Annotated in this window: 29 protein-coding genes; 8 read left to right on the forward strand and 21 right to left on the reverse strand. The window is 66.2% G+C overall.

What is annotated here, in order from left to right; all coding sequences use genetic code 11:
* Positions 1-42 precede the first annotated feature (42 nt).
* Positions 43-672, forward strand: coding sequence for a GNAT family protein (locus QMA10_RS02110; RefSeq protein WP_290165694.1), 630 nt, complete (start codon positions 43-45; stop codon positions 670-672).
* Here QMA10_RS02110 and QMA10_RS02115 read toward each other — a convergent pair.
* The 3 genes from QMA10_RS02115 to QMA10_RS02125 form a co-directional block, all read right to left on the reverse strand.
* Complete coding sequence (locus QMA10_RS02115; RefSeq protein WP_290165695.1) at positions 669-1,310, reverse strand: TetR/AcrR family transcriptional regulator; 642 nt, start codon at positions 1,308-1,310, stop codon at positions 669-671. The two genes, QMA10_RS02110 and QMA10_RS02115, sit on opposite strands and share 4 nt — an antisense overlap.
* A 96-nt stretch (positions 1,311-1,406) precedes the next feature.
* Positions 1,407-2,141 (reverse strand): glucose 1-dehydrogenase, encoded by a 735-nt coding sequence (locus tag QMA10_RS02120; RefSeq protein WP_290165696.1) that lies wholly within the window; start codon positions 2,139-2,141, stop codon positions 1,407-1,409.
* Between the two features lie 145 nt (positions 2,142-2,286).
* Positions 2,287-3,111 (reverse strand): DUF1295 domain-containing protein, encoded by an 825-nt coding sequence (locus tag QMA10_RS02125; RefSeq protein WP_290165698.1) that lies wholly within the window; start codon positions 3,109-3,111, stop codon positions 2,287-2,289.
* Positions 3,112-3,228: 117 nt separating this feature from the next.
* Here QMA10_RS02125 and QMA10_RS02130 point away from each other — a divergent pair, with 117 nt between their 5' ends.
* Both QMA10_RS02130 and QMA10_RS02135 read left to right on the forward strand, forming a co-directional pair.
* Positions 3,229-3,771 (forward strand): GNAT family protein, encoded by a 543-nt coding sequence (locus QMA10_RS02130; RefSeq protein ID WP_290165700.1) that lies wholly within the window; start codon positions 3,229-3,231, stop codon positions 3,769-3,771.
* 100 nt (positions 3,772-3,871) lie between these two features.
* Complete coding sequence (locus QMA10_RS02135) at positions 3,872-5,317, forward strand: serine hydrolase (RefSeq protein ID WP_290165702.1); 1,446 nt, start codon at positions 3,872-3,874, stop codon at positions 5,315-5,317.
* 8 nt (positions 5,318-5,325) lie between these two features.
* Here QMA10_RS02135 and QMA10_RS02140 read toward each other — a convergent pair whose 3' ends face one another.
* The 7 genes from QMA10_RS02140 to QMA10_RS02170 form a co-directional block, all read right to left on the reverse strand.
* On the reverse strand, positions 5,326-6,219 hold the full coding sequence (locus tag QMA10_RS02140; protein WP_290165704.1) for an aminoglycoside phosphotransferase family protein: 894 nt from the start codon (positions 6,217-6,219) through the stop codon (positions 5,326-5,328).
* Between the two features lie 18 nt (positions 6,220-6,237).
* A complete protein-coding gene (locus tag QMA10_RS02145; protein WP_290165706.1) occupies positions 6,238-7,140 on the reverse strand; it encodes a Rieske 2Fe-2S domain-containing protein in 903 nt (300 codons plus the stop codon).
* 733 nt (positions 7,141-7,873) lie between these two features.
* Positions 7,874-8,668: an SDR family NAD(P)-dependent oxidoreductase gene (locus QMA10_RS02150; protein ID WP_290165708.1), complete on the reverse strand. Its 795-nt coding sequence runs from the start codon at positions 8,666-8,668 to the stop codon at positions 7,874-7,876.
* A gap of 38 nt (positions 8,669-8,706) precedes the next feature.
* On the reverse strand, positions 8,707-9,297 hold the full coding sequence (locus tag QMA10_RS02155) for a TetR/AcrR family transcriptional regulator (RefSeq protein WP_290165710.1): 591 nt from the start codon (positions 9,295-9,297) through the stop codon (positions 8,707-8,709).
* Between the two features lie 238 nt (positions 9,298-9,535).
* Complete coding sequence (locus QMA10_RS02160) at positions 9,536-12,115, reverse strand: MMPL family transporter (RefSeq protein WP_290165711.1); 2,580 nt, start codon at positions 12,113-12,115, stop codon at positions 9,536-9,538.
* Positions 12,116-12,150: 35 nt separating this feature from the next.
* Complete coding sequence (locus QMA10_RS02165; RefSeq protein ID WP_290165712.1) at positions 12,151-12,825, reverse strand: TetR/AcrR family transcriptional regulator; 675 nt, start codon at positions 12,823-12,825, stop codon at positions 12,151-12,153.
* 65 nt (positions 12,826-12,890) lie between these two features.
* Complete coding sequence (locus tag QMA10_RS02170; RefSeq protein ID WP_290165713.1) at positions 12,891-13,772, reverse strand: alpha/beta hydrolase; 882 nt, start codon at positions 13,770-13,772, stop codon at positions 12,891-12,893.
* Between the two features lie 241 nt (positions 13,773-14,013).
* Between QMA10_RS02170 and QMA10_RS02175 the strand changes: the two genes are divergently transcribed.
* Together QMA10_RS02175 and QMA10_RS02180 are read left to right on the forward strand one after the other, a co-directional pair.
* On the forward strand, positions 14,014-14,271 hold the full coding sequence (locus QMA10_RS02175) for a hypothetical protein (RefSeq protein ID WP_290165715.1): 258 nt from the start codon (positions 14,014-14,016) through the stop codon (positions 14,269-14,271).
* Between the two features lie 85 nt (positions 14,272-14,356).
* Positions 14,357-14,830: a PGPGW domain-containing protein gene (locus tag QMA10_RS02180; protein ID WP_290165716.1), complete on the forward strand. Its 474-nt coding sequence runs from the start codon at positions 14,357-14,359 to the stop codon at positions 14,828-14,830.
* Between the two features lie 50 nt (positions 14,831-14,880).
* Here the strand turns inward: QMA10_RS02180 and QMA10_RS02185 are convergent, their stop codons facing one another.
* Entirely contained in the window at positions 14,881-15,375 is a 495-nt protein-coding gene (locus QMA10_RS02185) for a hypothetical protein (protein WP_290165718.1), read from the reverse strand.
* A 622-nt stretch (positions 15,376-15,997) separates the two neighbouring features.
* On the opposite strand from QMA10_RS02185, the gene QMA10_RS02190 reads away from it, so the two are divergent.
* Both QMA10_RS02190 and QMA10_RS02195 read left to right on the forward strand, forming a co-directional pair.
* Positions 15,998-16,954, forward strand: a complete 957-nt coding sequence (locus tag QMA10_RS02190) for a lantibiotic dehydratase C-terminal domain-containing protein (RefSeq protein WP_290165720.1) — start codon at positions 15,998-16,000, stop codon at positions 16,952-16,954.
* Positions 16,955-17,209: 255 nt separating this feature from the next.
* A complete protein-coding gene (locus QMA10_RS02195; RefSeq protein ID WP_290165722.1) occupies positions 17,210-17,356 on the forward strand; it encodes a hypothetical protein in 147 nt (48 codons plus the stop codon).
* Between the two features lie 22 nt (positions 17,357-17,378).
* On the opposite strand, the gene QMA10_RS02200 is transcribed toward QMA10_RS02195, so the two are convergent.
* From QMA10_RS02200 to pstS, 3 genes are all read right to left on the reverse strand, one after another.
* A complete protein-coding gene (locus QMA10_RS02200) occupies positions 17,379-18,644 on the reverse strand; it encodes an AI-2E family transporter (protein WP_290165724.1) in 1,266 nt (421 codons plus the stop codon).
* Positions 18,645-18,675: 31 nt separating this feature from the next.
* The gene (locus QMA10_RS02205; protein WP_290165726.1) at positions 18,676-18,876 is read right to left on the reverse strand and encodes a hypothetical protein; all 201 of its coding nucleotides are present in this window, start codon (positions 18,874-18,876) and stop codon (positions 18,676-18,678) included.
* Between the two features lie 112 nt (positions 18,877-18,988).
* Entirely contained in the window at positions 18,989-20,104 is a 1,116-nt protein-coding gene (gene pstS, locus QMA10_RS02210) for a phosphate ABC transporter substrate-binding protein PstS (protein ID WP_290165729.1), read from the reverse strand.
* A 252-nt stretch (positions 20,105-20,356) separates the two neighbouring features.
* On the opposite strand from pstS, the gene QMA10_RS02215 reads away from it, so the two are divergent.
* The gene (locus QMA10_RS02215; protein WP_290165731.1) at positions 20,357-20,740 is read left to right on the forward strand and encodes a DUF1304 domain-containing protein; all 384 of its coding nucleotides are present in this window, start codon (positions 20,357-20,359) and stop codon (positions 20,738-20,740) included.
* Positions 20,741-20,755: 15 nt separating this feature from the next.
* Here QMA10_RS02215 and QMA10_RS02220 read toward each other — a convergent pair whose 3' ends face one another.
* The 7 genes from QMA10_RS02220 to QMA10_RS02250 all read right to left on the reverse strand — a co-directional run.
* Entirely contained in the window at positions 20,756-21,691 is a 936-nt protein-coding gene (locus QMA10_RS02220; RefSeq protein ID WP_290165734.1) for an AlkA N-terminal domain-containing protein, read from the reverse strand.
* Positions 21,691-22,377, reverse strand: a complete 687-nt coding sequence (locus tag QMA10_RS02225; protein ID WP_290165736.1) for an alpha-ketoglutarate-dependent dioxygenase AlkB — start codon at positions 22,375-22,377, stop codon at positions 21,691-21,693. Before QMA10_RS02225 ends, QMA10_RS02220 begins: the two co-directional genes overlap by 1 nt.
* On the reverse strand, positions 22,374-23,003 hold the full coding sequence (locus QMA10_RS02230) for a methylated-DNA--[protein]-cysteine S-methyltransferase (protein WP_290165738.1): 630 nt from the start codon (positions 23,001-23,003) through the stop codon (positions 22,374-22,376). Before QMA10_RS02230 ends, QMA10_RS02225 begins: the two co-directional genes overlap by 4 nt.
* A complete protein-coding gene (locus QMA10_RS02235; RefSeq protein ID WP_356833392.1) occupies positions 23,000-23,512 on the reverse strand; it encodes an RNA polymerase sigma factor in 513 nt (170 codons plus the stop codon). The genes QMA10_RS02230 and QMA10_RS02235 overlap by 4 nt, the downstream gene beginning before the upstream one ends.
* A gap of 81 nt (positions 23,513-23,593) precedes the next feature.
* Positions 23,594-24,169 (reverse strand): methylated-DNA--[protein]-cysteine S-methyltransferase, encoded by a 576-nt coding sequence (locus QMA10_RS02240; protein WP_290165740.1) that lies wholly within the window; start codon positions 24,167-24,169, stop codon positions 23,594-23,596.
* A gap of 17 nt (positions 24,170-24,186) precedes the next feature.
* Positions 24,187-25,680: a SulP family inorganic anion transporter gene (locus tag QMA10_RS02245; RefSeq protein WP_290165741.1), complete on the reverse strand. Its 1,494-nt coding sequence runs from the start codon at positions 25,678-25,680 to the stop codon at positions 24,187-24,189.
* A gap of 90 nt (positions 25,681-25,770) precedes the next feature.
* A partial coding sequence (locus QMA10_RS02250) for a CinA family protein (protein ID WP_290165742.1) occupies positions 25,771-25,978 on the reverse strand: 208 nt, incomplete at its 5' end.

A 25,978-nucleotide genomic window follows, 5' to 3' on the forward strand; every position in this document is an offset into this window, starting at 1 on the left:
CACCGAGGGTGCCGGGAAGCGCCGGCACCCTAGACTGGCGGCATGACTGCCGTGCGCCCCGCTTCCTCCATCCTCACGGGCCGGTTTGTCCGGCTAGAACCACTCACGGAGGACCTGCTCCCGGACCTGCACCGTGCCATCGCCGTGCCCGAGGTGTTTGCCGGCGGCTACGGCGGCGGGCCGGCGGGGCTCCACTCGGACCGCGGCGGGTTCATCGGGTGGGCGCGGACATACTACCGGTGGAACGAACTTCCCTTTGCCGTCCGGGAGTTCCGCGACGGCGCCCCCGGTTCAGTGGTGGGCACCAGCACCCTGGCGGATCTGGACCTGCACCAGGAGACGGTGCAGCTGGGCTGGACTGCCTACAGTCCCGCTGTCTGGGGAACTGCAGTCAATGCCGAGACCAAGCTTTTGCTGCTGGAACATGCCTTCAACGCGGGATTTGGCCGGGTCAGCATTCAGGCAGATGCCCTCAACGTCCGCTCCAGGGCTGCCGTCGAAAAGCTCGGCGGAACGTTCGAAGGTATCCTGCGCCGGGAGAAGCTGCGTGCGGACGGCAGCTGGCGGGACACTGCGGTGTACTCGATACTTGCTCCGGAATGGCCTGCAGTGCGGGCCGGTCTGGAGGACAGGATTGACCGTTTCTCCGGCCGGGCTCAGACTCCGGTTTAGGCCCCGCTCAAGCGGACTCCGGGGTATCCGGTCCGGGGCCACCACGGAGGCAGCAGGTACACCAGCGAACCCAGCCAGCCGTCGACGTCGTTGTCCCCGGAGGTTACCCACTGCTCAATCCATGCCGCATAGGCGCCGCCCAGGTACGCAGCCGTTGCTTCAAGATTGGGGGTCGGCACCACGCCATGCGCCTTCCAGACGTGCAGTGACAGGAGAAAGCGCTGGGCCAGCCCGCCGGCCATGACGCCCAGGAAGGTTTCGGTATGGAACAGCGCCCGGTAAACCCGGTCCTCCGCCCTGGTGTGCTGGAGGATCCGGCGCACGGAATCAATGTAGAGCATGTTGATTTCCTCCACCGTCCGCCCCGTGCCGCGCTGATCCACATCCACGGTGCCCAGCCGGTCTACGACGCCGGCATACACCGATGCCGCAAAATCGAAGATATTGCGGTAATGACCGTAAAACGTGGTGCGGTGCACCCCGGCCCGGCGGCACAGTGCCGCCACGCTGATGTCCGCGAGTTCGTGATCACGCAGCAGGTCCCACAAACCGGCTTCCAGGGCTTCCCGGGTGCGGACCGTCCGGGGCTCATCGTGAGAAGAACGCCGCTGGGGCTTGGGGTCTTCCGGTTCAGGCATGGAACTTATCTTCTCAGATACACGGAAGGGCCCCGCCGAAGCGAAGCCCTTCCGTGCCGCGGCGCTGGGGGACGCCGCAAGTCTATGTAGTTGCCGTTAGTGGTTGGCCAGGCCGGCCGTTTCGCCGCCGTCCACCACAAATTCGGCGCCGGTGGAGAAGGAGGAATCGTCACTGGCCAGGAACAGGATCATGTTGGAGACTTCCTCGGCCTCGCCCATGCGGTGCAGCGCAACGTGGTTCATGGGGTTGTCCATGCCTTCGGTCATAGGCGTCTTGATGACGCCGGGGTGCACCGAGTTGACGCGGATGCCGTACTTGCCCAGATCCAGGGCCACCGACTTCGTGAGGCCGCGCACTGCGTACTTGGTGGCCGTGTAGCCGGGAAGCTCCACAAAGCCCTGCAGGCCCGCGGTGGAGGAAATGTTGATGATGGAACCGCCCTTGGACTCCTTCAGCGCCGGGATGGCCGCCTTGATGCCCAGGAACACACCGGTGAGGTTGATGTTGATGATGGCGTTCCACTGATCCAGCGTGAAGTCCTCGATGTGGCCGAAGTTGGCAATGCCGGCGTTGTTGACCAGTACGTCCAGTCCGCCGAACTCGGTGACAGCTGTCTGGACGGCAGCTTCCCAGTCCTCGGGCTTCGTGACATCCAAGTGGACGTATCGGGCATTTTCGCCAAGCTGTTCGGCGGTCTTCTGCCCTTCGTCATCGAGAATGTCGCCGATGACAACCCGGGCACCCTCGTCCACCAGCCGCTTGGCGTGGGCAGCGCCCATGCCCCGTGCACCGCCGCTGACCAACGCCACTTTTCCGCTGACGCGTTCCATTACAAATCTCCTTAGGTGTGAACACGATGTTCTTTGCTATTCAACACCTGTCGAAAAGATTCTATTCCCTCGCAGACACTGATGCAGCACAGGCCGCCCGGGCGGCGTGTCGGCCTAATTTCCGCCTGTTGGATGCGGGTGTGCCCTACCCGGCTTCCGCAGCCGGCCGCAGCCCGTGCCGGGGCGGCAGCGGGATGATCGCCGACGTCCGGTACCGGTATTGCGCATAGTCGGGATACCGGGACCGCGAGATGCTCTCCGTGAACACGGTGGAACCCATGAAGAGCAGGGTGAGCAGTACCGCGCCAACGATCGTCCAGTGCAGCCATATCCCCGTCGCCGCCACGGTGAAGCCGTAGAACAGCCACCACTGCGCCTGCTCAAAGAAGAAGTTCGGATGGCGGGAGTACCGGAAGAGTCCGTTCTGCAGGAAGCCGGGCTTCGGGGTGCGGCCCGCCCTGCGTTCGGCGGCCTTCCACTGCTGGAAATCCCATTGCTGCTGATCGGCCGCGGTTTCACCGGCGAGCGCACCCACGAACAGCACGGCGAGGATCCAGTCCCCGGCGTTGAGCGGAGCCGGGTTCTCATACACGGTCAGGGCCGGCAGGGTCATGAGGAAGATGATGATGTTCTGGTAAATGCTGATGAACGCGAGGTTGAAGACCGCAAACTGCCACGGTTTCATGCGCTGACGCAGGATTGCCCACCGGTAGTCCTCGCCGCCGGGCGCGTAACCGCCCTTGCGCGCAAAATTGAAGGTCAGCCGGGCACCCCACAGCGTCACGAGCACTGCCATGAGCACCGGCCGCCCCTCGAAGCCGGATGCTGCCGCGAAGACCCAGACGTAGACGAGGGGAACCAGGGACCAGATGCGGTCCGTCCAGGAATACTCCCGGGTGATGAGCGAGAGCACCCAGGTGCCTGCACAAGCGGCGCCGAGGATCCAGAGGCAAACCATAACCGGATTCATCTCTGGAGAATACGCGCGGGGACAGCGGCGGGGGAACGGTCGCTGCCCGTTCCCGGTGTGCCGGCAGCCGGTCCCTTCCGGGCCCCGGCAGACGACGGCGGCTGATAGCCTCTGCCCATGACCTCACTTCTGCTGCGGCCCTGGCGGCAGTCCGACGCCGGTGCGCTGGCTGCCGCGTACGGCGGAAGCTCCGATTTGGAGCGGCAGCTGGACCCTGAGGAGGGGACAGTTTCCGGCGCCGAAGGGATCATCCGGGAGGATCTCGGCTGGGATCCGCAGGTCGCCTGCAATCTGGCCGTCGTCGCCGGCGGTACTGCGGTGGGAAACGCAGGCATCAGCCGCATCGATCTCCGGCACGGCACAGCCTGGACCTATTACTGGCTGGCGGCGCCGGCGCGGGGAAACGGTGCCGCGGCCCGCGCTGTGGCAACGCTCGCCCGCTGGGCCGCCGAGGAACTGGAGCTTCACCGGCTGGAGCTCGGACACCGCACCAACAACCCGGCGTCCTGCCGGGTGGCCCGGGCAGCGGGATTTACCGCCGAGGGAATCCAGCGGGACAAGCTGCGCTATGACGGGCAGCGGTTTGACGTGGAGATCCACGCCAGGCTGGCCACCGATCCGGTTCCTGACCTGCAGCTGCTCGAGCTGCACCTGCCGTGAGTACCGAGCAGACCTGCTAGCCTGTCCGGACCGGCGGCCGGGGAACTGCACGGAGCACTGTCCCGCTGCTTACACGCACGTACAGCAGCGAAAGGGCAGCATGCAGAAAGCACTTTTCCGTTTCCCCCGCAGGAACGCCCGGCGGTTCCGCCGCCCCGGGCTCATGGCCGGACTGGCCGCAGTGCTGGCAGTTTCGGTGGCCGCCTGTTCCAGTGCCGGGGCGCAGGAAGAACCCGTGTCCGAAGCCACCGCAACCAATACCGCCTCCGAACCGGCTCCTGTGCCTGCGGGCGCGCTTCCCGATACCCCCGCGGGCCTGCAGGCACAGTGGGTCCTCACCCTCATCAACGCCGGAACACCTGTGGCAACGGACGGCTTCCCTGACAAGTTTGCCGACGTGATCCTCTCCGAACTGTCCGCAGAGCAGCTGGCGGAGGTGCTGGAACAGGTGCGCTCCCAAGGGCCCTGGACACCGATCGCTGTCAACGCGACGGACACCCAGGGCGTCTTCACACTGGAGAGTAAGCCCGATGACCTCACAGACCTGCAGCTCTCGGTCGATGAGGCAGGAATGATCAACGGCATCTTCTTTGGCCCCGGAACCCCGGCCCGCACGCCCGCTGCCAGCTGGGAGGAAGTGAAAACCAGTGCGGCAGCCCTGCCGGACGGCTCCGCGCTGGCGGTGTACCGCGTTGCGGACGGCACTGCGGTCCTGGATATCAATGCGGACACGGCCAAGCCGCTCGGCTCCATCTTCAAGCTCTACGTGCTGGTGGCAGTCACCGACGCGGTGGCTGCAGGCACTCTGTCCTGGGACACCGCCCTGACCGTCACCGATGATCTGCGCAGCCTGCCGTCCGGTGAGCTGCAGGACGCACCGGCCGGGACCACCGTCACCGTTCGGGACGCGGCGCAGAAGATGATCTCCATCAGTGACAACACCGCCACCGACCTGTTGATGGACGCCGTCGGCCGTCCCGCCGTCGAGCAGGCCCTCAGCGACGCCGGACACGCGGATCCGGACCGCAACACCCCGTTCCTAAGCACCCGGGAACTCTTCCGGCTGGGCTGGGGCGTGGCGGATTCCGTGCGGGGGCAGTGGGCGGACGCCGGCGACGACGGCCGCCGGGCGCTGCTGCAGACCCTTCCGGGCGGCGTGCTGGACATTCCTGCCACAGCGGTCAGCACCCCGGTCTGGCAGCAGGATCTGGACTGGTTTGCCACCGCGGAGGATCTGATGCGGGTGCATCTGGCCCTGCAGGAGCGGGCTGCAACCGACGCCGGTGCGTCGCTGCGGGACATCCTCGGCGCCAACAACGGACTCAGCCTGGAAATCGGCGGGGACTGGACCTACATCGGCTTCAAGGGAGGCAGCGCCCCGGGCGTCATGGCCGGATCCTGGTATCTGGAGCGCAGCGACGGGGAACGCTTCGTGGTGGTGCAGCAGGGCGCATCCTCGTCCCCGGCAGAGGTGGCCGATCCCAGAACCTTCTTCGGCCCTGCTCAGGACGCCATAGCCCTGTTGGCCGCGGAAGGGAAGCGATAGCCCGGCTCTTACCCGCCACGCCGGGGCCCGGGGTCGTAAAGAGTGCCGCTGCGGAACCTGTCGCTGAAGTTTCCCAGCGCAAAACTGCACAGCTCCCCGTCGCCGGCCAGCTCCGCCGCCGCCGCCACCTGAAGAGACAGGGACGCACGGTGCAGCTGGGCACGGGCCACCACTTCGGGATCGGCAATCTCGGTCACTGCGGCAGCGCCGAAGGCTCCGAGCAGCGGAGCCAGGTCCATGGCGGGATCGCCGAGGCAGGCGTTGTCGAAGTCCACCAGGCCCGAGACTCCGCTGCCCTCCCACAGCACGTTGTGCAGCCCCAGATCGCCGTGCACGACGGTGGGAGCCACCGCTTCCTCGGCCGCCAGGACATCCGCCACCACCCGCGCGGCCGCCCGTGCTTCCCGCCCCGGCAGGGTCACGGTGATGCCGGCAACCAGGGCAGGCCACTCCCCCGCCCCGCACCATGCCCGGACGGGGCGGAGGCGGCGTCCGGGCAGCGGGATGAGTCCGCCCAGCACCGCCAGGACCTTCGCCAGCGGCTCGCGCACCGCGGTCCATGCCTCCAGCGGGCGGTGGTCGCCGGGAACATAGCTGTTGAGCTGGGCGGACCAGTTTGGGCCGTGGAACGGCGGCCGCAGCATCTCCGGGATCAAAAACGGGAGGCCCGCCGGGGTAAAGGCAGCCAGATTGCCCGCTTCGCCCTCAGTGCTTTGAACGTGCCGCGGCCCGTAGACCACCCGGACAACTGCTGTCTCTCCAAGCACCGCCACATGGTGGAAGGCTCCGCGCCGGAAGTGCACTTCATCCCACGCGAGGTCCGGCCACACCGAGTGCAGCGCTGTCCAGGCTGCGCCGGGGCTGCTGTCTGTTCCGGATCGGCCGGCTTCTGCGCTGTCCATGGAACCGGGACCGTACAGCTAGTCTTCAGCGCCGGTCAGGCTTACTTCAAGGCGGCCGCCGCGGACCCGGGTCCGGAATACCGGCTGCGGTGCAGTGGCCGGGCCATGCACCACCTCCCCGCTTTGAATCGAGAAAACGCTGCCGTGCCAGGGACAAACCACGCACAACTCCCCGCGGGTGTCCTGCAGATGCCCTTCATGCAGCGGTCCGCCCAAATGGGAGCAGGTGTCAGCGAGCACCGAGAAGACGCCGGTTCCGCCGTCGCTCTCCGTGGCCCCACGGTGCAGCACCATCAGGCGAACACCGCCCAGCTGTGCCGGGCGCGGCCTGCCGGTGGGGAATTCGTCCGCCGGTCCCAGGGAATGCCATCCGGCGGGGACTTCCTCAGGGAGGTCGTCATTGCGGTTCACGCCCGCGCCCTGCCGGTAGGAAAGGTGCCCGCCAAGGAAACCCCCGATTCCGGACACCGCGAGCCCGGCGAAGCCAAGCAGCTTTCCGCTGCCGTGGCCGCCGCGGGTTCGGGCCAGCCAGGATGCGGCGTACAGCGCGGTGGCAACCGCGGCGCTGGCCTGGTGCACCACGCCTGTGCGCTGCTGCAGGGTGTCGAGCTGGGAGAAGTCGGTGACCCCGGTCAGGGCGGTGGGCATTGCCGCCAGCACCCCCAGCCCCACCAGTGTCCTGGCCGTCCGGTTGTTGCCGGGCAGCACATCCAGGACCGCAGCGGAAACCCAGGCCCCGAGCGGAACGGTCACCATCAGCGGATGCACCGGGTGTCCCAGCGGAACACCGTGGAGCGCATCGGTGACATTCCCGGACGGCAACATCTTCTTGACCAGCCGGGAGACCGTGCCGGCGGCAGGATCCAACCACGCGGCGCCTTCAAGCTTGTCGACGGTGCTGACCAAAGGCAGACGTGGCATGTCGTTCTCCTCAGACGGGCTGCTGGCTGCTCAACAGCGTAGCCACGCCGCCGGACGGGCACCACAGTATGGTCCTCCCGCAAGCTGCCGGGAACAGAATCCCAACGGCTCGGGGCGATGAACGCGCCATGTTCGGTCCCGGTACCCCTCCCGCGGCCCACGCAACCCGATGAAGATCAGCCGTATGGCAAGCTCGTGGCCATGACTCCGGGGGAAACGACAGCAGAAACCACGTTCCGTGCAGAAATACCCTTGCGGTACCGGGTGATACTGGGCACTTTGGGATTTGTTGCCGTCGCGGGAAGTGCGGTCGCCGCTCTCGAAGGGGGAACGGCGGCGTTGGTGACCGCAGCGTTTATTGCAGTGGTTTTTGTGCCAGTCCTGCTGATGACCGCCAAGGTTTCGCTGAGCGGGCAGGGCATCGGAATCCGGGTGGCCGGGTTTTTCTCCACGGAGGTCCCCTACCGGGAGATCACAGCTGTTACCGCCGGGCCGATGACCGGCCTCCGGGAGGGTATGGGCCTGCGGATCCTCCCGGATGGAACGGGCTATCTGGTGGGCGGACCGTCGGTGCGGATCGAGACCGGGAAGACTGCCGTCCTGGTCTCCTGCAGCCATCCGGAACGGCTCATCGCCGCCGTGTCCCCGCACCTGCCGGGGCCCGGCCCCAACACGGGCCCGGCAGAGCGGGGACAGGACGGAGCCTGCACCGGTAAGTGCAGCGGCCCGGAGCCTAGGCGAGCATGCTCTTGCGGCTGTCTGCGATGGCGCTGTGGCTGGACATGCCGCCGTCCACGGCAAGCAGCTGACCGGTAATGTACCGGGATTCATCCGAGGCCAGAAACACCATGGCGGAAGCAATATCTTCCGGCGCGCCGATGAATGGCAGTGAGTTATGGCCGCGGATCCCTTCAATGACTTCCGTTGACAGGTTGTTCTGCAGCGCCGGAGTCATGATGGCTCCCGGAGCAACGGCATTGCACCGGACGTGCTGCGCACCGTACTGAGTGGCGATGTACTGGGTCAGACGGATAACCGCGGCCTTGGCCGTTCCGTACGCTGCCTGCAGGAAGTCTCCGGAGAGGCCTGCCACGGACGCGGTGTTAATGATCGATCCTCCGCCGGCGGCAATCAGGTGCGGCAGCGCGGCGCGGGAACCCACCACGGTGCTGCGCACATTCAGCGCCATAGTCCGGTCAAATTCATCCATGTCCATGCGGAGCAGGTCCAGGTCCTTGCGGGGATTGCTTCCGCCCACATGGTTGCACATGATGTGCAGCCCGCCGAATTCCGTCACGGCCCCCTCAACCAGTGCGTTCAGTGACTCTTCTTCCATGGCATTGACCGCCAGGCCCAGCGCGCGTCCGCCGGCGGCGGTGATCTGCTCCGCAGCTGCCGCAGCTTTATCCTGCTCAAGGTCACCGATGACAACGGTGGCGCCCTCTGCGGCCATCATGGTTGCCGCCGCAAGCCCAATACCGCTGGCCCCTCCGGTGATGACGGCAATCTTGTTTTCCAAACGGTTCATCGGTTTCTCCTGCGTTCATATTTGGTGCTCCAACGCCGTCACGGCGCCGGGGAAATCAGGGCGTTCACGGCCGGGGCGTACAGGTGCACCAGTAGTGCCGCATCAGCCGTCAGCAGGGCCTCGTCCTCACGGAGGGCCAGCGCATCCAGCAGCCCGAGCATTTGGGCGACAATCAGGTGGCTTCTTACCCGTCGGTGGGATCCGGTCAGCTTGGCAGCCAGCGGCTCAACGAGACCCTGGGTAATGGCGGCGTTCAGATTCAGCCCCACCTTGGGATGCCCGGAAGCGCGCATCAAGACGCCGTATATACGCAGCGCGCGGGTGCCCCGCATATCCGCCGCCACCGTGACCATTTGTGCGGCGAGCTCAGGCAGGGGTGCCTGCAGCGCCTCGTCAAAGGCCCGGTGCATGTGGATGGTAGCCAGAAACAGGTCTTCCTTGCTGCCGAAATAGCGGATCACCAGTGCGGGGTCCGCACCTGCGGCAGTGGCGATGGCACGCACCGAAGTGTTGTCATATCCATGCTCGGCGAAGAGCCGGGCCGCGGCTTCGGCAATGCTCTTCCGGGTGGCGGCTGAAGACGCTGGAGCCGGAGACAAGGAGGCGGATGACTGCCCGGTTGGCTGCATGATGTGCTTTCTGCCGTGAATGGATGTCAACACTGTTGACGCCTCAACGCTATGCCCGTTCTGTCAGGGTGTCAACACTGTTGACGAACGCGGTGGACCTCTGGATGACCGGCGTCCCTAAAAGACCAGTGCCGCCCTTTCCCAGCGGGAAGAGCACCACGGGCTAACGAAAGGTGCCGCCCTTCTCCGGTGGGGGGAAGGGCGGCACCTTTCGATTTAGCTCGATTTAGCCGGTTTGTCAGCGCGTTGAGACACCGTTATTGGCGTCACGCGCACCGTGCACACCAGCATCCGCGGACGCAGTGCCCGCGGCGCCGGATTCGCCGTCGGCCGTGGCATCAGCGTGCGGGTGGCGGCGCTCCAGGGAGGCGCCCTCGACGTCGACATCGGGCAGGATCTTGTCCAGCCACTTCGGCAACCACCAGGCCTTGTCGCCGGCCAGGTGCATCAGGGCCGGAATCAGCAGCATCCGCACCACGAAGGCGTCCACGAGGACACCGAAGGCCAGCGCGAAGCCGATGGGCCGGATCATGGTGCTGTGCGAGAAGATGAACCCGCCGAACACGGAGACCATGATGATTGCAGCCGCTGTAACTACGGACCGTCCGTTGCGGAAACCCTGCATCACGGCCACGCGTGCCGGCGAACCATGGACAAAGGCTTCCCGCATGCCGGACCCCAGGAACAGCATGTAGTCCATGGCCAGGCCGAACAGGATGCCCACCAGGATGGTCGGCAGGAAGTTCAGGACCGGGCCGGGGGTCTCCACGCCGAAGATGCCGGACAGCCAGCCCCACTGGTAGATGGCCACGACGCCGCCGATGGCAGCGAAGTAGGAGAGGATGAAGCCCAGCGTCGCAATCACCGGAACAAAGATGGACCGGAAGACCAGAATCAGGATCAGCAGGGACAGACCCACCACAACGCCCAGGTAGATGGGCAGCGCTTCGGAGAGCTTCTCGGAAATGTCGATGTTGCCGCTGGCGGTACCTGCCACACCCAGTTCCACGTCACCGTTGTCTGTGGTGACCGGGGACAGGTCGCGCAGCGTGTGCACCAGTTCCTGGGTGGACTCGCTGGTGGGGCCCTCCTCCGGAATGACCTGGAACGCGGTGACGGCGCGGTCTTCGGAGGAGCCGATGGGGGCTACGGCCGCCACATTGTCCTGGTCGAACAGCGTCCGGGCGATCTCGCCCTGCGCCACGAGGGCTTCTTCCTCGCTGGGGTTGCCGGGCAGGTCCGCGACCACCAGCAGTGAACCGTTCTGGCCCTCGCCGAACTTCTGCGAGACGGCCTCGTAGGCCCGGTACTGGGTAGTGTCATGCGCTTCGGAGGATCCGTCGGGCAGGTTGGTGCGCAGGTCCAGCGCCGGAATGGCGATGACCAGCAGCGCAGCGATGGATGCCACCACGGTAAGCGCAGCGCGCATGGTGGACATCTGCTTCACCGGGATGGATTCCGGCTTGCCGGCTGCAGCGGAGGTCCCGTGGTCCTTGTCGCGGGCCGCCCGCTCCTTGCGGCTGAGGATCTTCATGCCGGCCAGCTTGAGCAGCGCCGGTGTCAGCGTCACCGCAATCATGACGGCGATGGCCACGCAGGCTGCACCCACTGTGCCCATCAGGCCAAGGAACGGGATGCCGGTGATATTCAGTGCCAGCAGCGCGATGAAAACCGTAGCGCCGGCGAACACCACGGCGTTGCCGGAGGTGCCGTTTGCCAGGGCGATGGATTCCTCCAGGCCGTAGCCGGCCTTCAGCTGGCGGCGGTGCCGGTTGACGATGAACAGGGCGTAGTCGATGCCCACGGCCAGGCCGAGCATCACGCCCAAGATGGGGGTAACGGAGGCCATTTCCACGATGCCGGAGAAAGCCAGGGCGCCCGCGGCGCCGATGCCCACACCGATGATCGCGGTCACCAGCGGCAGGCCGGCGCCGATGAAGGTGCCGAGCATGACCACCAGCACGACGGCGGCAACCGCAAGGCCCACCACCTCGCCGATTCCCAGGATGCTGGGGACACCGGCGGAAACTTCGGCGGAGAAGTCCACCTTGACGCCGTCGACCGGCTGATCGTCAAAGGTTGCCACCAGGGCGTCCTTGGTTTCCTGTTCAACCTCCATCTGGGTTTCACTGAAGACCACGTTGACCACTGCCGCACTGCCGTCCTCGGACACGGTACGGATTTCGGTGGCCATCTCCAGCAGGGCAGCGCCCTGTTCGGCCTGCACGGCACCGGCTTCCAGCTCGGCGCTCTGCGCATCGAGTTCGGCCCGGCTGGCGTCCAGTGCGGCCTGCTGCGCATCCAGTTCGGCAAGCATTGGCGCCGGGGCGCCGGCTGCTTCGGCCTGCTCCCGCGCGGCGTCCAGCTGGGCCTGCCCGGCCTCCAGCTGAGCCCGGCCGTCCTCGATCTGGGCGCGGCCGGCGTCGATCTGGGCCTGGCCGTCCTGAAGCTGCTTAGCCTGGGCTGCTCGCTCCGCCTCGGTGGCGAACGGGTCTACGACGGTTTCCACGCCGTCCACGTCAGCGGCCTCGGCTACCAGCGCGGAGATGTCCTCGCGCTGGGCATCGGTGAACGCTGAACCGTCCTCGGTCTGGACCACCACGGAGCCGGAACCGCCGGAAGCTTCCGGAAGTTTTTCGCGCAGGTGGTCAGTGACCTGAGTGGTGGGGGTGTTCGGAATCGAGAAGCCGGTGGCAAGCGTGCCGCCGAAGAGGGCAAAAGCCGCTCCGGCAAGCACCAGCACTCCGATCCATGCCGCGAGCACGGTTTTTGCGCGGCGGGCGGCCGCGGCTCCGAGGCGGAAGAGGAATTCAGCCATTTGAGGGTCTGTCCTTATATGGGAATGGGTGGGAACTACGGGTGGAGTGATTGAGGGGAGGCATGGTCGCAGACATAGCCTGACCGCACCTTTTCAAGGAGCGCATTGAGCAGATCGGACCAGACGCGGCGCGCTTCGGGGGTGTCAACGGCACCCGTGGCGCAGTGCCAGTGGTGGTAGAGCACGCCCAGCCCGCTGGTCAGTGACCCAATGAGCAGGTCCACTCCGAGCCGGTCCGCGTCCGGATATCGACTGAGCATCGCACCGGACAGCCGGTCATTCAGCTCGGTGAACGCGCGCAGGGCGATGGGATGGGCCTGCGCCTGGCGCGGCGTGGAGTCCGGAACTGCGCCCGGACCAAGCAGGCGGGTGAGATACGCCATGGGAGCCACCAGATCGGCGGCACGGAAGGCTTCGGCGATCTCGGCGAACATGCCGGGACGGGCCGCGTCATCCGGTGATACGGCGGTGAGGCTTTCCACTGCGGAACTGAGAACGCCGCTGCACACCTCGGACACGATGTCACGGATGGAGGAGAAGTGGTTGAACACGGTCCGGCGGGAAACGTCCGCCCGCTGCGCCAACTCATCGACCGTGAAATCCGTGGTTTCACCCTCGTGCATCAGCGCCGCCGCAGCCGCTATGATCGCCTGCCGGTGGCGGTCCTTGAGCGCTTGGCGGCGGTCTTCTGCGGGCACGGAAGTCTGCACGCTTCATACACTACGTGCAACGATGCACCAAGTGCAATCTGCCTCGGATGCTGCCGGCGGGACCGTCATTCGACGCTGTTGATGACCCCGGCGACCCTGTCGAGGGCGGACCGGGCCTCCGGAGTGAAGGTGGCGGCCACGTAGACGTGGAATCCGGCGGGGGCAACCTCCAACTCCACCGGCAATGACGCCGCCGCTGCTTTGAGGGCAAAGCGCTTCGCGTCCGGCAACAGCAAATCCCGTCCCCCCTGGAACAGATGCACCGGGGCCAGCCCTGCCAGGGTGCCGCTGATCGGGCTGACCTGCCAGGAGTCCAGCGGAAGGCCGCGGGCCCACAGGCGTGCGCAGTACACCAGTCCGGGAACATCCAGCATGGGATCCTGCCGTTCCAGCGCGGCTATGCCCGGGTTGGACATGGTGCAGTCAACCCAGGGGGCAAACAAAAACAGGGACCGGGGCTGGCTTTGGCCCCGGTCCCGCCGGTCCATCACGTGCGCCAGGGCAAGGCCGCCGCCGGCTGAATCACCCGCCACAAAGACACGGCCGCCTGGTGCCCGGCGGGCAACGGCCTGGTGCACGGCATCGACGAACGGCAGGGCCTCTGCCACCGAGTGCCACGGCGCCAGTCCGTACAGCGGCACCGTGACGGTGGCGCCGGTACGGCGGATGAGGGCCGAGATGATCCACCAGTGTGCCTCCCGCAGCGGGAAGACGTAAGCACCGCCGTGGAGGTAGATCAGCTCCCGTCCCGACGGTTTCCCGGGGGTCAGCGTAATCACCGGGAAGCCGGCCACGGTTTCTTCGTGCACCCGGCACAGGCGGCGAAGGGAAAGCGGAGCGGAATGCCGGCGGCGCCGTGCAGCAGTGCGCCGGACGGTCTCCGGTGTCCGGAAAGCCCTCGGCAGTGCCCGCAGGGCCAGCCCGGCCAGCGTCATGGAAAGCGACATGGACACACTCCGGTTTTACGTGCATGGTCTGAGTTGATTCAGCCTAGGGCACCGCCGCCGCATTTGGTGTGCGGTGCCGAAAGTGTGCCGGCGCCGCGGTTTAAGACGACGTGCGAGACGGCGGCTCGACTTCCGCTTCGTGACCAATACCTGCGCCGGGGGTACGCAATATGCAAGGGTGGAAGGTACTGAAAAACTCGTCCTTTTGACTTCACGATCGATCCATCGGCAGGAGAACACCATGAGCAACCAGGAACAGCCCGCCAATTTCGGAGCCGACGCCACCGAGAACAATCTCGCCGGCACCCCGGACGAGTTCAATGACGCGGTGACGGCCCAGCTCCTCGACGAGGTCAAAGCCGAGAAGCAGGAAACGCCGCGGGGAGGCACGGAGAATTCCGGCGGCGGGCAGGCGCAGGAGCGGGAAGAACGCGACGATCAGCCGGCCCTGGAAGTGGACGGGGACAGCCCGGCTTCCGAGGCGAAGCCGGCCTCCTAGTCCCGGGCCGGCAAACCAAACAGGACTGAATTAGGCGTCTGAACACGATGACCTCACCACAGCACGGCGCCCTTTCGGCGGACCGGTGAAATCGGACAGCTTTCCGCCGTGGATGCGCCGGACAGGGATTGAAGTTGCCGGCTGGCTGCTGGTCGCCTTTGGGCTCATCGCCCTGGTGCTGCCCGGCCCCGGGCTCTTGGGCCTGGTCGCCGGACTGGCCGTCCTGTCGCTGAGATACCGCTGGGCCAACCGCCTTCTGCGCCCCGTCAAAGCCAAGGCATATAAAGCAGCGGAACAGGGCGTGCAGACCTGGCTGAGGATCAGCGCCAGCATCGCCGGCGCTCTCCTGGTCATGGCTGCCGGTGTTGTCTGGGGAGTGTGGGCCAGGGCGCCGCACTGGTGGCCCTACAGCCAGGACCTGTGGCTGCCCGGCGGCTGGGGAACCGGAACGGGCCTGATCCTTTCAGGGCTTATCGCACTGGTACTGATTGCCTACAGCTACCATCGGTTCCGCAGGACGGGCTCTTCCCGGCAGGCAAGACCCAAAGATCTCAAGTAGAACCCGGAAACGCCTGATCCGGCCGCGGCCGGGAGCTCCTCCCGGGACTGTCAGGCACACATGACACACCGGCACAGAAGCGGGTCCGCACCGCCGCCTCCCGCGGACATTTCCCCCGCACCGCTGAGACTCGTTGATTCAAAGAGCTGGTCCAGGAATTCACCCACCAGCCCCGCGGCACAGCATGCGGACTGGCCCAAGACTGACGGCAGCGGATACATCCGGTGCATATCGAGGTCTTCCACGTGGGTGCCAAGGTCTGCCGCCAGCACTTTCAGCAGCCTGTCCTCGACGCCAGGGCTCATGGTCCGCCGCTTGGAAATCCGGTCAATCCTGGGCCCAAGTCCGTCAGCTGCGGCAGACAGGTCCAGAGGCAGACGCAGTACGTACTCCATGGCGAGCAGGTCCACTTCGTGGAGCGCGGGACCGTCAGTCCAGGCCACGTCGATGGTGGCAACGTCATAGGCCACCAGAGGGAGGACCCGGAACTCCACTCCGCTGAAGGCACCAGCCAAAAAGCTGCTGAGCCTATCGGAAACCTGCATTGCCCACCGATGGTCTTCCATGCGCCTTTTGCCGATCCGTAATTGTTGGCTGATGCACCCGCGTGCCGTGGCTGCATCAGCCTTGCCGGCGAATTGTCGTTGTCGGCAACGTATTGGATTGTAAGGCCCGGCAACCTTCCGCACCAGAGAGATCGGCGAGCCTGGGGACTGGCCGTTCAGTGCCCGTCCCGACTCGCAGTATCGTGTTCCGCCGGACCGGTCTCCTGCGGTTCTTGTACCCCTTTTTTCTGTAGGTGCAACTAGTTTCTCGGTTTTGGAGATGATTTGAAAAAGTCTCTGGTGGTTACGGCGTGGCTGCTGGAAGGATGTGAGCCTGACGGCATCACATCATCATCCCGCCGGCAGGACTCCAAAATCCGTATCAAGCACCCGTCCAGTCTCCACCTTTGGACCGGCACAGCACATGAAATGTTTTGATTCACGGCACAGGCGCCGCATCCCGCCTGAAGGCGACCCTCACCCAACAGTGGTTCAGCAACGTCACCACTGTGTCCGAACCGCCGCCCGATCAGGCCCCCGGGCCGGACGGCAAGCGGTTCTCATTCTCTTTCTCCAAGGCCGGAAAGTCATCTTCGGCATGACACAAACGGGAGGACCTCCAATGAGCCAGTTAGCAGCAGCAACACAGCAGGTTAAGCCGCTGACCAACGGAGCCGAGTGGTGGTCACTGACCATCCAGCCTAAAGATACGGATTTGTGCGACGCCGTTCTGGGCGACGTCGTGATTCCGCTGGCAGCTCAGGGCAGGTCCTGGGGGGCCCAGCGTTGGTTCCATACCCGGTGCATGGATCCGGCCCATCCCTTCATCCAGGTCCGCATCCTCGGTGCTCCAAGGGTCCTGGACCGGCTGGAATCCCTGATGCGTGCGCTGGTTGACCAGGCCGGCCCCCGTCTCGGGGAGCTGCAGACTTCTGAATACCGGGAGGATGCCATACCTACCCGGTGGGACTACGGGCCCGTTTCTCCCCGGGCTGAGTCCGATCTGGCGAAGTACGGCGGAGCTGAAGGACTGGCCCTGGCGGAAGAAGTCTTCGAACTGTCCTCTGATCTGGCGGCTTGGGCTACATCCCGCTTTCCGAAGGTGAACAGCCGGTCTTCCCTGGCCGCCCTGCTGCTCTTCGACGCCAGCTACGCCATGATGCGCGGACCGCGCTCCCCGGTTTGGGCGGACCGCCGGGCCATCTCGTGGGACTACTACTGGGACTGCCATCTGCGCAGCTGCACCGCTGGATCCGGCCCCCAGGCCGCCCATATGCGCAACGCCCTGACGTCCCAGCTGGCGCCGCGGATCCTTCCGGCCCACCGTCTGATGGCCGCAACAGCCTCGGAACCGGCCGTGGACAACTGGCGCAAGCGCTGGTCCCGGGCCATCGACACCTATCTGTACCGGGCGGACAAGGTCAGGGCGAGCCGCAGCGCCCAGCAATTGACCCTGTACCAAAGCCGTCTCATGCTAAACCGGCTGGGCATTTCAGTCCGCGACGAGGCCGGCCTGGGACTGTACGCACGGTCCTGGAGCAAGGAACGCGAGGCCGACTTCCTGAGGATGGCGCCCTAGGGACACGCCCGCGGCACCTGCCGCCGGTGCGGCACTTTCAGCATCTTCACAGGTCGATTGGTAATACTAATAGGGCAACGCGAGGGGCGCTTCCGGAAGTGAGACCACCGGGAGCGCCCCGCCTTTTAACCGGTGAATCACCGTTCCTGCCCGTTTTCCCCGCCCCTGTTCCAAGTGACAAACTAGAGAGGGAACAACCGCGTGCCCGGACGGCACGCACGACGGTAAACGGGAATCTGAAAGGACGCCGCGGGCATGCACTTATCCTGCACCTGCATTCACCATCCCCATCCGGTGACCGGCCGGCTGGAGATCGAGGTTTACGATCCCTTCTGCACGCAGCGGGTGCACCGCATCTCGGGCTCCACCAAGTACGAGCCCGGCTACGTCTTCCGACGTTAACCGCTCATGCACCGGTAACCGTTCATGCGCCGCCGGGCCGGGCGTCCGGCGACATGTCCGCGTCAACCGGCTCGGCTGGCTGCGGCTGCGGTCCCTGAACTTCCTCCACTCCGGACGCAGCCGGCACCTCGCCCGACACCGCGGCGTTGGCCGGAGTCAGTGACTGGTCCCGCAGATACCGCAGCACCACAATGCCGACGGCGGTGGCCGGGACCGCAAGGAATGCGCCGACAATGCCAAACAGCGTGCTTCCGACGGTGACCGCGCCCAGCACTACGGCGGGATGCAGTTTCAGGGTCTTGCCGACAAGGAACGGCTGCAGGATGTTGGACTCCAGCTGCTGCACCACCAGCACCAGGCCAAGGACTACCAGCGCTGTCACCCATCCATGCGCCACCAGAGTGACCATGGTGGCCAGGACGCCGGTGGCCACCGCTCCGACTATGGGAATGAAGCTGGCAAAGAAGATCAGCACCATCAGGGCAAGGGCCAGCGGGACGTCCAGGAGCCAGAGGCCGAGGCCAATGAAGACGGCATCCGCCAGAGCCACGGTTGCCTGGGCAAAGATGTACGCGGAGAGGGTTTTCCAGGTCTCTTCGGATACCCGGACCGCGTGCACAAAGGACCGGTTGTTGGTCCAGCGGCTGGCCCAGGGCAGGAATTTGTCTCCGTCCTTCAGGCAGAAGAACGTAAACACCAGAGTCAGCAGGAACACTACGGTGACTGACGTGACGGTGCCCAGGCCGGCGGTAATGCCGGAAATGATGTCGCTGCTGTGTTCCCGCAGCTGGGCCAGACCGGCGTCGAGCAGTTCATTGAAGTCAATTGTCTGGACTGCAAAGGGCAGCCCGGCCACGAAATCACTGAGATCCTGCAGATTCTCCCCTGCCCGCCGGACCAGTTCCCTGGAGCCGGAGGAAATGGATGGAAGCACCAGAAAGGCCACGGCGGCGACCGCAGCCAGCAGGGCCAGCAGGGAGAGCAGCGCGGCGATTCCCTTGGGCAGCGCCTTGCGCAGGACCCGGTTCACCGGCCACAGGATCGAGGACAGCAGCAGGGCCAGCAGGCCCGGAAGGGCGATGGACCACAGCGACCGGATACCGAACCACACCACCACCAGACCGGCCAGGACGATCAGTCCCCGCGCAACCCAGACCGAAGATGCGGCGAGACCCCGGGCAAAGGTGCCGCGGGGCTTCAACCCGCCGCTGCCGGATTCCGCTCCGGCCGATGACGCTTCGACAGAGGATGTGCGGGGCGGTGAAGCTGGAGAATCGGCAGTAGTCACCATTCCATCTTGCCTCACCCTGCAGGGGAATTTATTCCGTCAGCTGCGGCTGGGTTTCGATGAAGACCCAGTCCCGCTCCCCCAGAATCGGCTCAATCACCGGGCCGCCGGCTTCGGCGATGCGGTCCTGCACTTTGCTCGGGAGTCCTTCGTCACGAAGGTTCTCCTGCAGCCAGGTTTTGGCCGAACCGTCTAGATACGGCCACCAGCGCTCGATCTGGATCGGTTGCATTACTGCCCCCTTAAATTCGCGGTGAAACAACGGTGCCACCGCGGTCCGGACCGCGCAAGGGGGATTACCTAAGTGGCCGCAGCCGGGGGTGACCGGCCGCCGCGGCGTCACGCTAGGGCAGGGTGCCGATGCTTTCGATCGACTCGCGGGCCTGTTCCGCCAGGGTTGCCGGGATGGGCGCACTCTTGGCTGCGTCCTCCGAGGCGGCCTGTCCTTCGTCGCTGACGACGTACAGCCCGAAGGCCTTGACCAGTTCCACGGTGTTCGGATCCGCATAGCCGCTGCAGAAGATCTGGTAGGAGACAAGGACCAGCGGATAGGCGCCGGGGACCGTAGTGGTGCGGTCAAGGTGGAGGGCAATGTCATGGGGTCCGCGGTCCGGAACGCGGCTTGCCTGCTCGACGGCGATAGACGCACCCTCGGCGCTGATCGGGACGTATTCCTCCCCGACCAGCAGATTGACGGTCCCCATGGAGTCGTCGATGACGGAATCGTCTGCGTAGGTCACGGCGCCCTCGGTGCGGGTCACTGTGCTCACCACGCCCGAGTTTCCCTGCGCGTTTTCACCGCCCAAACCCCCCGGCCAGGACCCCGAAGGGCTGTCCGGCCAGGCATCGGGAGCCGCGTCATGCAGATATTCGGTGAAGTTTTCGGTGGTGCCGGAGTCATCGGCGCGGCTGACGGCGGTCACGGGGAGGTCCGGGAGGTCAACCCCGGGGTTCTGCCCGGCAATGGCGGGATCATTCCACCGGACAATTTCGCCGCGGAAGATCCCCGCGATGGTCGCTGCGTCCATGTTGAGGGAATCGATGCCCGGGAGATTAAAGGCCACGGCAATCGGGGAAATGTAGGCCGGAATGTCCAGGGCGCCTCCCGGGCCGCAGACTTCGCGGGCCTGGTCCATTTCCTCATCCTGCAGATAGGCGTCAGAACCGGCAAAATCCACGGCCCCGGCCAGGAGTGCGCTGCGGCCGGCGCCGGAGCCGTCCGGGGAATACTGCAGCTGAACCTTCGGGTGCAGGAGGCCGAAGCCGCCAATCCAGGCATCCATGGCCGGTCCCTGGGCACTGGACCCGGAGCCGGAAAGAATCCCGGAGAGAGTGGAGGTGCTGTTTTCCGCTGCTTCGCGCTGCGCGTCGCCCAGGGGATAGTCCGAACCGCAGGCGGACAACGCCAGGGCGGCGGCGGCAACCACGGCAAAAGTGCGGGCGGGACGGGAATTCGGCACGGGGGGTGTCCTTCCGGGGACTGTGACGGAGGGCTGGTGAGGCTGCCCGGCGAAGCTCCCGGAGGAAAGTCCGGGCGCCTCTTCAAGGCTAGCGGCCGTTCCCGCTCCTTTGCCAACCGAAAGCCCTTCCGGCCCTTGGCCGCCTGCACCGCCGGTGTAACGATGGAGAGACCGCGACGGCTGTCCCTCTTTGTTTCCGGACGGAAACCCTGAAGCCGGCTCTCAGCCGTCACCGGCCAAGGAGGAGTCAAAGTGCTCGTTACCGCAGCCGTCTTTGCCGTCATTGCCGCCGCCGTCCATTTGTACATCTTTGTGCTGGAATCCCTGCGCTGGACGGCGCCGGCAACCATGGCTGTCTTCAGGATCTCCACCCCGCAGGAAGCTGCCTACACCCAGGGACTGGCGTACAACCAGGGCTTCTACAACCTCTTCCTGGCCGTGGGAGTGATTCTCGGCGTGGTCCTCCTCGGGGCCGGCAGCAGGGTTGCCGGCCTCACCCTGATGAGTTTCGCCGCTGCGTCCATGGTGCTGGCCGCTCTGGTCCTGGTGTTCAGCAACCGCCGGATGATCCGTCCGGCGCTTATCCAGGGCGGACCGGCTCTGATCTGTCTTGCGTTCACGCTGCTTGGAGCCTGACGGCAGCGGCAGTACTCAGCTGCGGGCGGTCCCGTACGCGGCGCCGGTCCACAGATGGAAGAGTGCGTACGCGCGCCAGGGCCGCCACGGTTCGGACAGGGCGGCCGCCGCCCGGGCCGTCGTCACGCCCAGGGCACGCTTGAGCACCAGATCATCGGCCGGATAGGCATCCCGGTCCCCGAAGACCCGCACCGCCAGATAATCCGCCGTCCAGGGACCAATTCCGGGCAGTGCCAGTAGTGCGGCCCGGGTTGGCCCCGGGTCTGCTTCAGCGCTGATGTCCAGCCCGGAGGCCGCGGCTGCCGCCAGCGCAGCAACGGTGCGTGCCCGGGAATGTGTCAGTCCCACGGCTGACTGCAGTTCCGGCGGCGGCACCGCCGCCAGTTGCTCCGGCGCGGGGAAGGCGCGCAGCCCGTCCCTCCCGGCGTCTCCGAACGAGGCCGCAAGCCGGGCACCGAAAGTACGGGCGGCGGCCAGCGAAACCTGTTGGCCCAGCACCGTCTGGACAGCGGTTTCAAACCCGTCCACCGACCCCGGCACGCGCAGGCCCGGGCAGGCGGCAACGAGCGGAGCCAGCAGATCGAAATCGGAGAGAAACGGATCAACCACGGCGGGGTCGGCGTCCAAATCCAGCCAGCGACGCACGCTTGCCAGCACAGCGGCTTCTTCCTGCACCAGCATTGCCGCCGGAGTCTCCGGAGCCAGGGAGAGTTCCACCTCCACGGCGTCCGGCCGCCCAAACCGGACGCGGACCAGCGCCGGGCCGGATGCAGCGGGTATCAGGCGCTCCACCCGGGCTCCGCCGTCGTCATACTCGGCCCGCTCCAGGCCGGGCACCGCATGGGCAGCTAGGGCACGGAACAGCGGCTGCCAGGCGAACGGCTCGGCGCAGCGCAGATCGTGGCAGACCCCAGGGCCCCCAGGGCCCCCAGGGCCAAGGCCGGCAGGCACTAGGACAAACCGGTCATGCGCAGGGTGATGTTGATGCGTCCCCGGGACAGTCCCGACGCAGGATCCGCCGTCCCGGGAAGTGTCTTAGGTACGCCGTGGTACGCAAAACGGGAGGGTCCGCCAAACACGAAAAGATCCCCTGAACCAAGTTCAATGTCCGTGTACGGTTTGGTCCGGGTGGAAGTATTCCCGAAGCGGAATATGCAGGTCTCGCCGATGCTGAGGGACACCACGGGGGCAGCGGATTTTTCGTCTTTGTCCTGATGCATGCCCATGTGTGCGCCGTGGGCGTAGTAGTTGATGAGTGCCGTGTCGGGGGTGTAATCCTCGGGTTTCCACAGCTCCGGGGCATATCCGGCAGAGCCGGGCGTGCCGTAGGCCTCGGCCAGCGCACGCCGGCCCATCTTAATCAGCCAGTCAGGCAGCTCAGCAACCCGTCCGCCGCCGGCGTCCCCGGCGGTGCGGGTGTACTTGTACGGCTGCCAGTGCCAGCCCAGACACACCGTCTGCACTGACATGGGATGCCCGCCGGGAAGGACGGCGGCACGCATCGGCACCGGGCCAACGGCCCATTGCCGGCAGGCCTCGACAATCCCGCGCTGCGCCGTCAGGTCCAGCCAACCGGGCACGTGAACGGCGCCGGGCCCCAGTTCGGCGCGGTCGCGGGGAAAGAGTGTTCCGGTCATGCGGCTGCCTCCAGATTCAGCAGAAGTTTTTTGGCTTCAGGGCCGCCGCGGTAGCCGCCGGTACTGCCGTCCGAGCGCACCACACGGTGACACGGGACCACCACGGGCAGCGGGTTCAGGGCACAGGCTGTGCCGGCGGCGCGGACCGCTCCGGGACTGCCCGCCAGTGCTGCCACGGCGGAGTATGTTGCCGTGGAGCCGTAGCCGATATCCGGCAGATGCTCGACGACGGAGCGCCGAAATCCTGCGGTCAGCCGCAGGTCCAGGGGCAGGTCGAAGGCCCGCCGGGTGCCGGCAAAGTACTCACCAATTTGGGCTGCGGCAGGCTGAAGCAACTCCGGCGCGGCGAGGATCCGCGGGCTGATGCGTTGGGCCAGCAGCGCCAGCACGGCATCGTGGCCTTCACAGGCGAAGGCCACGCGCACCAGGCCTGCGGGCGTGGCGGCCAGGAGCAGTTTCCCCACCGGTGCGTCGATCACGGTGTAGGCGACGTCGAGCAGCCCTGCCTCTGACGCGGAGGCGGCAAGACGCCTGTGCAGCCGGGACAGGGCAGCGGCTTCAGCGGCGTCCGGAGCGGACGCCGCCGACAGTCCGGGCGGCAGCAGTTCTTCCAGCGGCAGGCTCATCGGGAGTCCTCCAGATTCAGGGCACGCAGTTTTTTCATGCCGTCCGCCGCGGACCGCCGGCAGGCGGCTTCGGATCCGCCCAGCAGTACTGCCACTTCGGCATAAGGCAGTCCGGCCAGGTGGTGATAGGCGAGCGCCTCGCGCTGGCGCTGCGGGAGGGTTTTCATGGCTGCCCACAGCGGATCGTCATCCTCGGGGCCCCGCTCGTGACTTCCGGGATCGCCGCCGGCGCGGTTTACCGGGCCTGACCGGAAAGCTGCCTCAGGCAGTTCCGCCACGGGCACCGGCCGCCGCGCAGCGGAACGGTGAACGTCTATTGCCTTGTGTTTGGCAATAGTCACCAGCCACGCCTGGATGTTGGCACCCGGCGCGAGGCCGGGATACGCGCGCAGCGCCGCAAGGAAGGTCTCAGACCAGGCATCCTCGGCGTCCTGCGGGCCCAGCACGGCGCGGCAGATCCGCAGCACGGCCGGACCGTGCTCCCTGACGATGGCTTCGAACGGTTTCACTTCCACACCCGGTAGACGTTTCCGGGAGGGCTTATGTGAGCCGGCATCGGCCGTCGCTCCTCTCTTTTCTATGCACCGGGTTCAGAACAGAACATCCGGGACCCGCCGGGGATCTTCCAGGCCAAGCAGGAACTGCTTGCGCTCCAACCCGCCGGCATACCCGGTCAGCGCACCGGCTGCACCCAGCACCCGGTGGCAGGGAATGATGACGGATACGGGGTTTCGTGCGTTTGCTGAACCGACCGCCTGCGCCAGGAACCGGTCACCCAGTTCGCGGGCCAGCTCGCCGTAGGACCGCGTTTCCCCGAACGGGATCTGCCGCAGCAGCGCCCAGACCCGCTGCCGGAACGGATTGCCGGCCGGGGCCAGCGGCAGGTCGAATTCCCGCCGGCTGCCGGCAAAGTATTCGCCGAGCTGGTCCCGGGTCCGGGCCAGGACGACGGTGTTGGCACAGCCTCCGCCGTCGTGCCCGGTTTGCGCGCCGGAGTCCGGGGCGGTGACGGCAGCCGGCAACTCAAGGGGCACGGCGGCACCCAGAGCTTCCGGCGCCGGTCCGCGCTTATGGTTCTCCATATACACCGCAGTGAGGGCACCGCCGTCGGCCACCAGGGTCAGGAGCCCGATGGGTGAAGGGATGACGGCATGCACGGCACTCATCAGCCGAGCGTAGCGCTTCAGTCGCCCAGCTGACCGCTGAGCCGGGAACGGATGGCGGTGGAGGACTCGTTCAAGCCGGTGACGCGGACTGTCTTGCCCCGGCTCCGGTACTTTTCGGTGATGGCGTCCAGCGCGGCAACCGTCGACGCGTCCCACACATGGGAGGCACTGAGGTCAATCAGCACCTCCTGCGGATCCAGGGCGTATTCGAACTGGGTGTAGAGGTCATTGGAGGAAGCAAAGAACAACTCGCCGCGCACCGTATAGGTGACCGTGCCGCCGTCGTCCGGCACCGTGCGCTCCACGGTGACGAAGTGCGCCACGCGGCGAGCAAACAGCACCATCGCGGCGAGGGTTCCCGCACCGACGCCGATCGCCAGGTTGTCAGTGAACACCGTGGCCGCAACGGTGATCAGCATGACTGCTGTTTCGGACTTGGGCATGCGGCGCAGGGTGGAGGGCCGGATGCTGTGCCAGTCGAAGGCGGCCCAGGCGACGAAAATCATCACGGCCACGAGCGCCGCCATTGGAATCAGCGCCACGATGTCACCGAGCACCACCACCAGGATGAGCAGGAACACGCCGGCCAGGAAGGTGGAAATCCGGGTGCGGGCCCCGGAGGCCTTGACGTTCATCATGGTTTGTCCGACGACGGCGCAGCCGCCCATGCCGCCGAAGAAGCCGGTGACGATGTTCGCGATGCCCTGCCCGGCGGCCTCCCGCGGTTTGGAAGACCGGGTGTCGGTGATGTCATCGACCAGCTTGGCGGTCAGGAGCGATTCCAGCAGGCCCACAAAGGCCACGGCCACGGCGTACGGAGCGATGATCTGCAGCGTTTCGAGGGTCAGCGGGACATCGGGAAACAGCAGGGCGGGCAGGCTGTCGGGCAGCGCACCCTTGTCCCCCACCGTGGGAATCTGCCAGCCGGCGGCGACGGCGGCAACGGTCAGCACCACAATCGCCGCGAGCGGTGCCGGGACCGCCGTCGTCAGCCGGGGCAGGCCAAAAACAATTCCCAGTCCGACGGCGACAACCGGGTAAACCAGCCAGGGCACCCCGATCAGCTCGGGCAGCTGGGAGGAGAAGACCAGGATGGCCAGGGCGTTGACGAAGCCCACCATTACGGAGCGCGGGATGAAGCGCATGAGCTTGGCGACGCCGGCGAGCGCGAGCAGGATCTGCAGGACACCGGCCAGAATCACCGTTGGCACCAGGTATTCAACCCCGTAGGCGGCCACCACCGGGGCAATGACCAGGGCAACGGCGCCGGTGGCCGCGGAGATCATGGCCGGGCGGCCGCCCACGAAAGCGATGGTGACGGCCATGGTGAAGGACGCGAAGAGACCCGTCCGCGGATCCACACCGGCAATCACGGAGAACGCAATTGCTTCCGGGATCAGTGCCAGGGCCACCACCAGTCCGGCGAGGACCTCGGTCTTCAGCAGCCGCGGCGAGCGCAGAGTGGACAGGACCGTCTGCCGGACGGCCGGGGCAGATGCACTTGGTGTCATAGCGGGCAAGGCTGTTCCGTTCGAATGTGCTGGAGGGATCCGGTGGCCGGGACGGGGTGTGCGGGGCCGCGCATCGAATCCGGTTCCAGATTACCGCTGCGCGGGTACCCTCCGGGCCAGGTCATACAACTGCTGCAGCGCCGCAGCCTCGGTCTTCTCCAGCACTTCCGCCGGATCGCCGTCAAACAAGTGTTCTGTGTGGCCCGTTGTTCCGTGCAGGCTCCAGCCAATGAAAACAGTTCCGGCGGGTTTTCCTTCCAGCGGACCCGGCCCGCCCGCCCCGGTGGTGGAGACCGCC

The organism is Arthrobacter sp. APC 3897 (genome assembly GCF_030407495.1).
Lineage (GTDB): Bacteria > Actinomycetota > Actinomycetes > Actinomycetales > Micrococcaceae > Arthrobacter_B.

What these genes read in the sequence shown, in the direction of transcription:
- QMA10_RS02110 (WP_290165694.1), top strand. Translation starts at nt 43, where the DNA reads ATGACTGCCGTGCGCCCCGCTTCCTCCATCCTCACGGGCCGGTTTGTC.
- QMA10_RS02115 (WP_290165695.1), bottom strand. Translation starts at nt 1,310, where the DNA reads ATGCCTGAACCGGAAGACCCCAAGCCCCAGCGGCGTTCTTCTCACGAT.
- QMA10_RS02120 (WP_290165696.1), bottom strand. Translation starts at nt 2,141, where the DNA reads ATGGAACGCGTCAGCGGAAAAGTGGCGTTGGTCAGCGGCGGTGCACGG.
- QMA10_RS02125 (WP_290165698.1), bottom strand. Translation starts at nt 3,111, where the DNA reads ATGAATCCGGTTATGGTTTGCCTCTGGATCCTCGGCGCCGCTTGTGCA.
- QMA10_RS02130 (WP_290165700.1), top strand. Translation starts at nt 3,229, where the DNA reads ATGACCTCACTTCTGCTGCGGCCCTGGCGGCAGTCCGACGCCGGTGCG.
- QMA10_RS02135 (WP_290165702.1), top strand. Translation starts at nt 3,872, where the DNA reads ATGCAGAAAGCACTTTTCCGTTTCCCCCGCAGGAACGCCCGGCGGTTC.
- QMA10_RS02140 (WP_290165704.1), bottom strand. Translation starts at nt 6,219, where the DNA reads ATGGACAGCGCAGAAGCCGGCCGATCCGGAACAGACAGCAGCCCCGGC.
- QMA10_RS02145 (WP_290165706.1), bottom strand. Translation starts at nt 7,140, where the DNA reads ATGCCACGTCTGCCTTTGGTCAGCACCGTCGACAAGCTTGAAGGCGCC.
- QMA10_RS02150 (WP_290165708.1), bottom strand. Translation starts at nt 8,668, where the DNA reads ATGAACCGTTTGGAAAACAAGATTGCCGTCATCACCGGAGGGGCCAGC.
- QMA10_RS02155 (WP_290165710.1), bottom strand. Translation starts at nt 9,297, where the DNA reads ATGCAGCCAACCGGGCAGTCATCCGCCTCCTTGTCTCCGGCTCCAGCG.
- QMA10_RS02160 (WP_290165711.1), bottom strand. Translation starts at nt 12,115, where the DNA reads ATGGCTGAATTCCTCTTCCGCCTCGGAGCCGCGGCCGCCCGCCGCGCA.
- QMA10_RS02170 (WP_290165713.1), bottom strand. Translation starts at nt 13,772, where the DNA reads ATGTCGCTTTCCATGACGCTGGCCGGGCTGGCCCTGCGGGCACTGCCG.
- QMA10_RS02175 (WP_290165715.1), top strand. Translation starts at nt 14,014, where the DNA reads ATGAGCAACCAGGAACAGCCCGCCAATTTCGGAGCCGACGCCACCGAG.
- QMA10_RS02185 (WP_290165718.1), bottom strand. Translation starts at nt 15,375, where the DNA reads ATGCAGGTTTCCGATAGGCTCAGCAGCTTTTTGGCTGGTGCCTTCAGC.
- QMA10_RS02190 (WP_290165720.1), top strand. Translation starts at nt 15,998, where the DNA reads ATGAGCCAGTTAGCAGCAGCAACACAGCAGGTTAAGCCGCTGACCAAC.
- QMA10_RS02195 (WP_290165722.1), top strand. Translation starts at nt 17,210, where the DNA reads ATGCACTTATCCTGCACCTGCATTCACCATCCCCATCCGGTGACCGGC.
- QMA10_RS02205 (WP_290165726.1), bottom strand. Translation starts at nt 18,876, where the DNA reads ATGCAACCGATCCAGATCGAGCGCTGGTGGCCGTATCTAGACGGTTCG.
- QMA10_RS02225 (WP_290165736.1), bottom strand. Translation starts at nt 22,377, where the DNA reads ATGACCGGAACACTCTTTCCCCGCGACCGCGCCGAACTGGGGCCCGGC.
- QMA10_RS02230 (WP_290165738.1), bottom strand. Translation starts at nt 23,003, where the DNA reads ATGAGCCTGCCGCTGGAAGAACTGCTGCCGCCCGGACTGTCGGCGGCG.
- QMA10_RS02240 (WP_290165740.1), bottom strand. Translation starts at nt 24,169, where the DNA reads ATGAGTGCCGTGCATGCCGTCATCCCTTCACCCATCGGGCTCCTGACC.
- QMA10_RS02245 (WP_290165741.1), bottom strand. Translation starts at nt 25,680, where the DNA reads ATGACACCAAGTGCATCTGCCCCGGCCGTCCGGCAGACGGTCCTGTCC.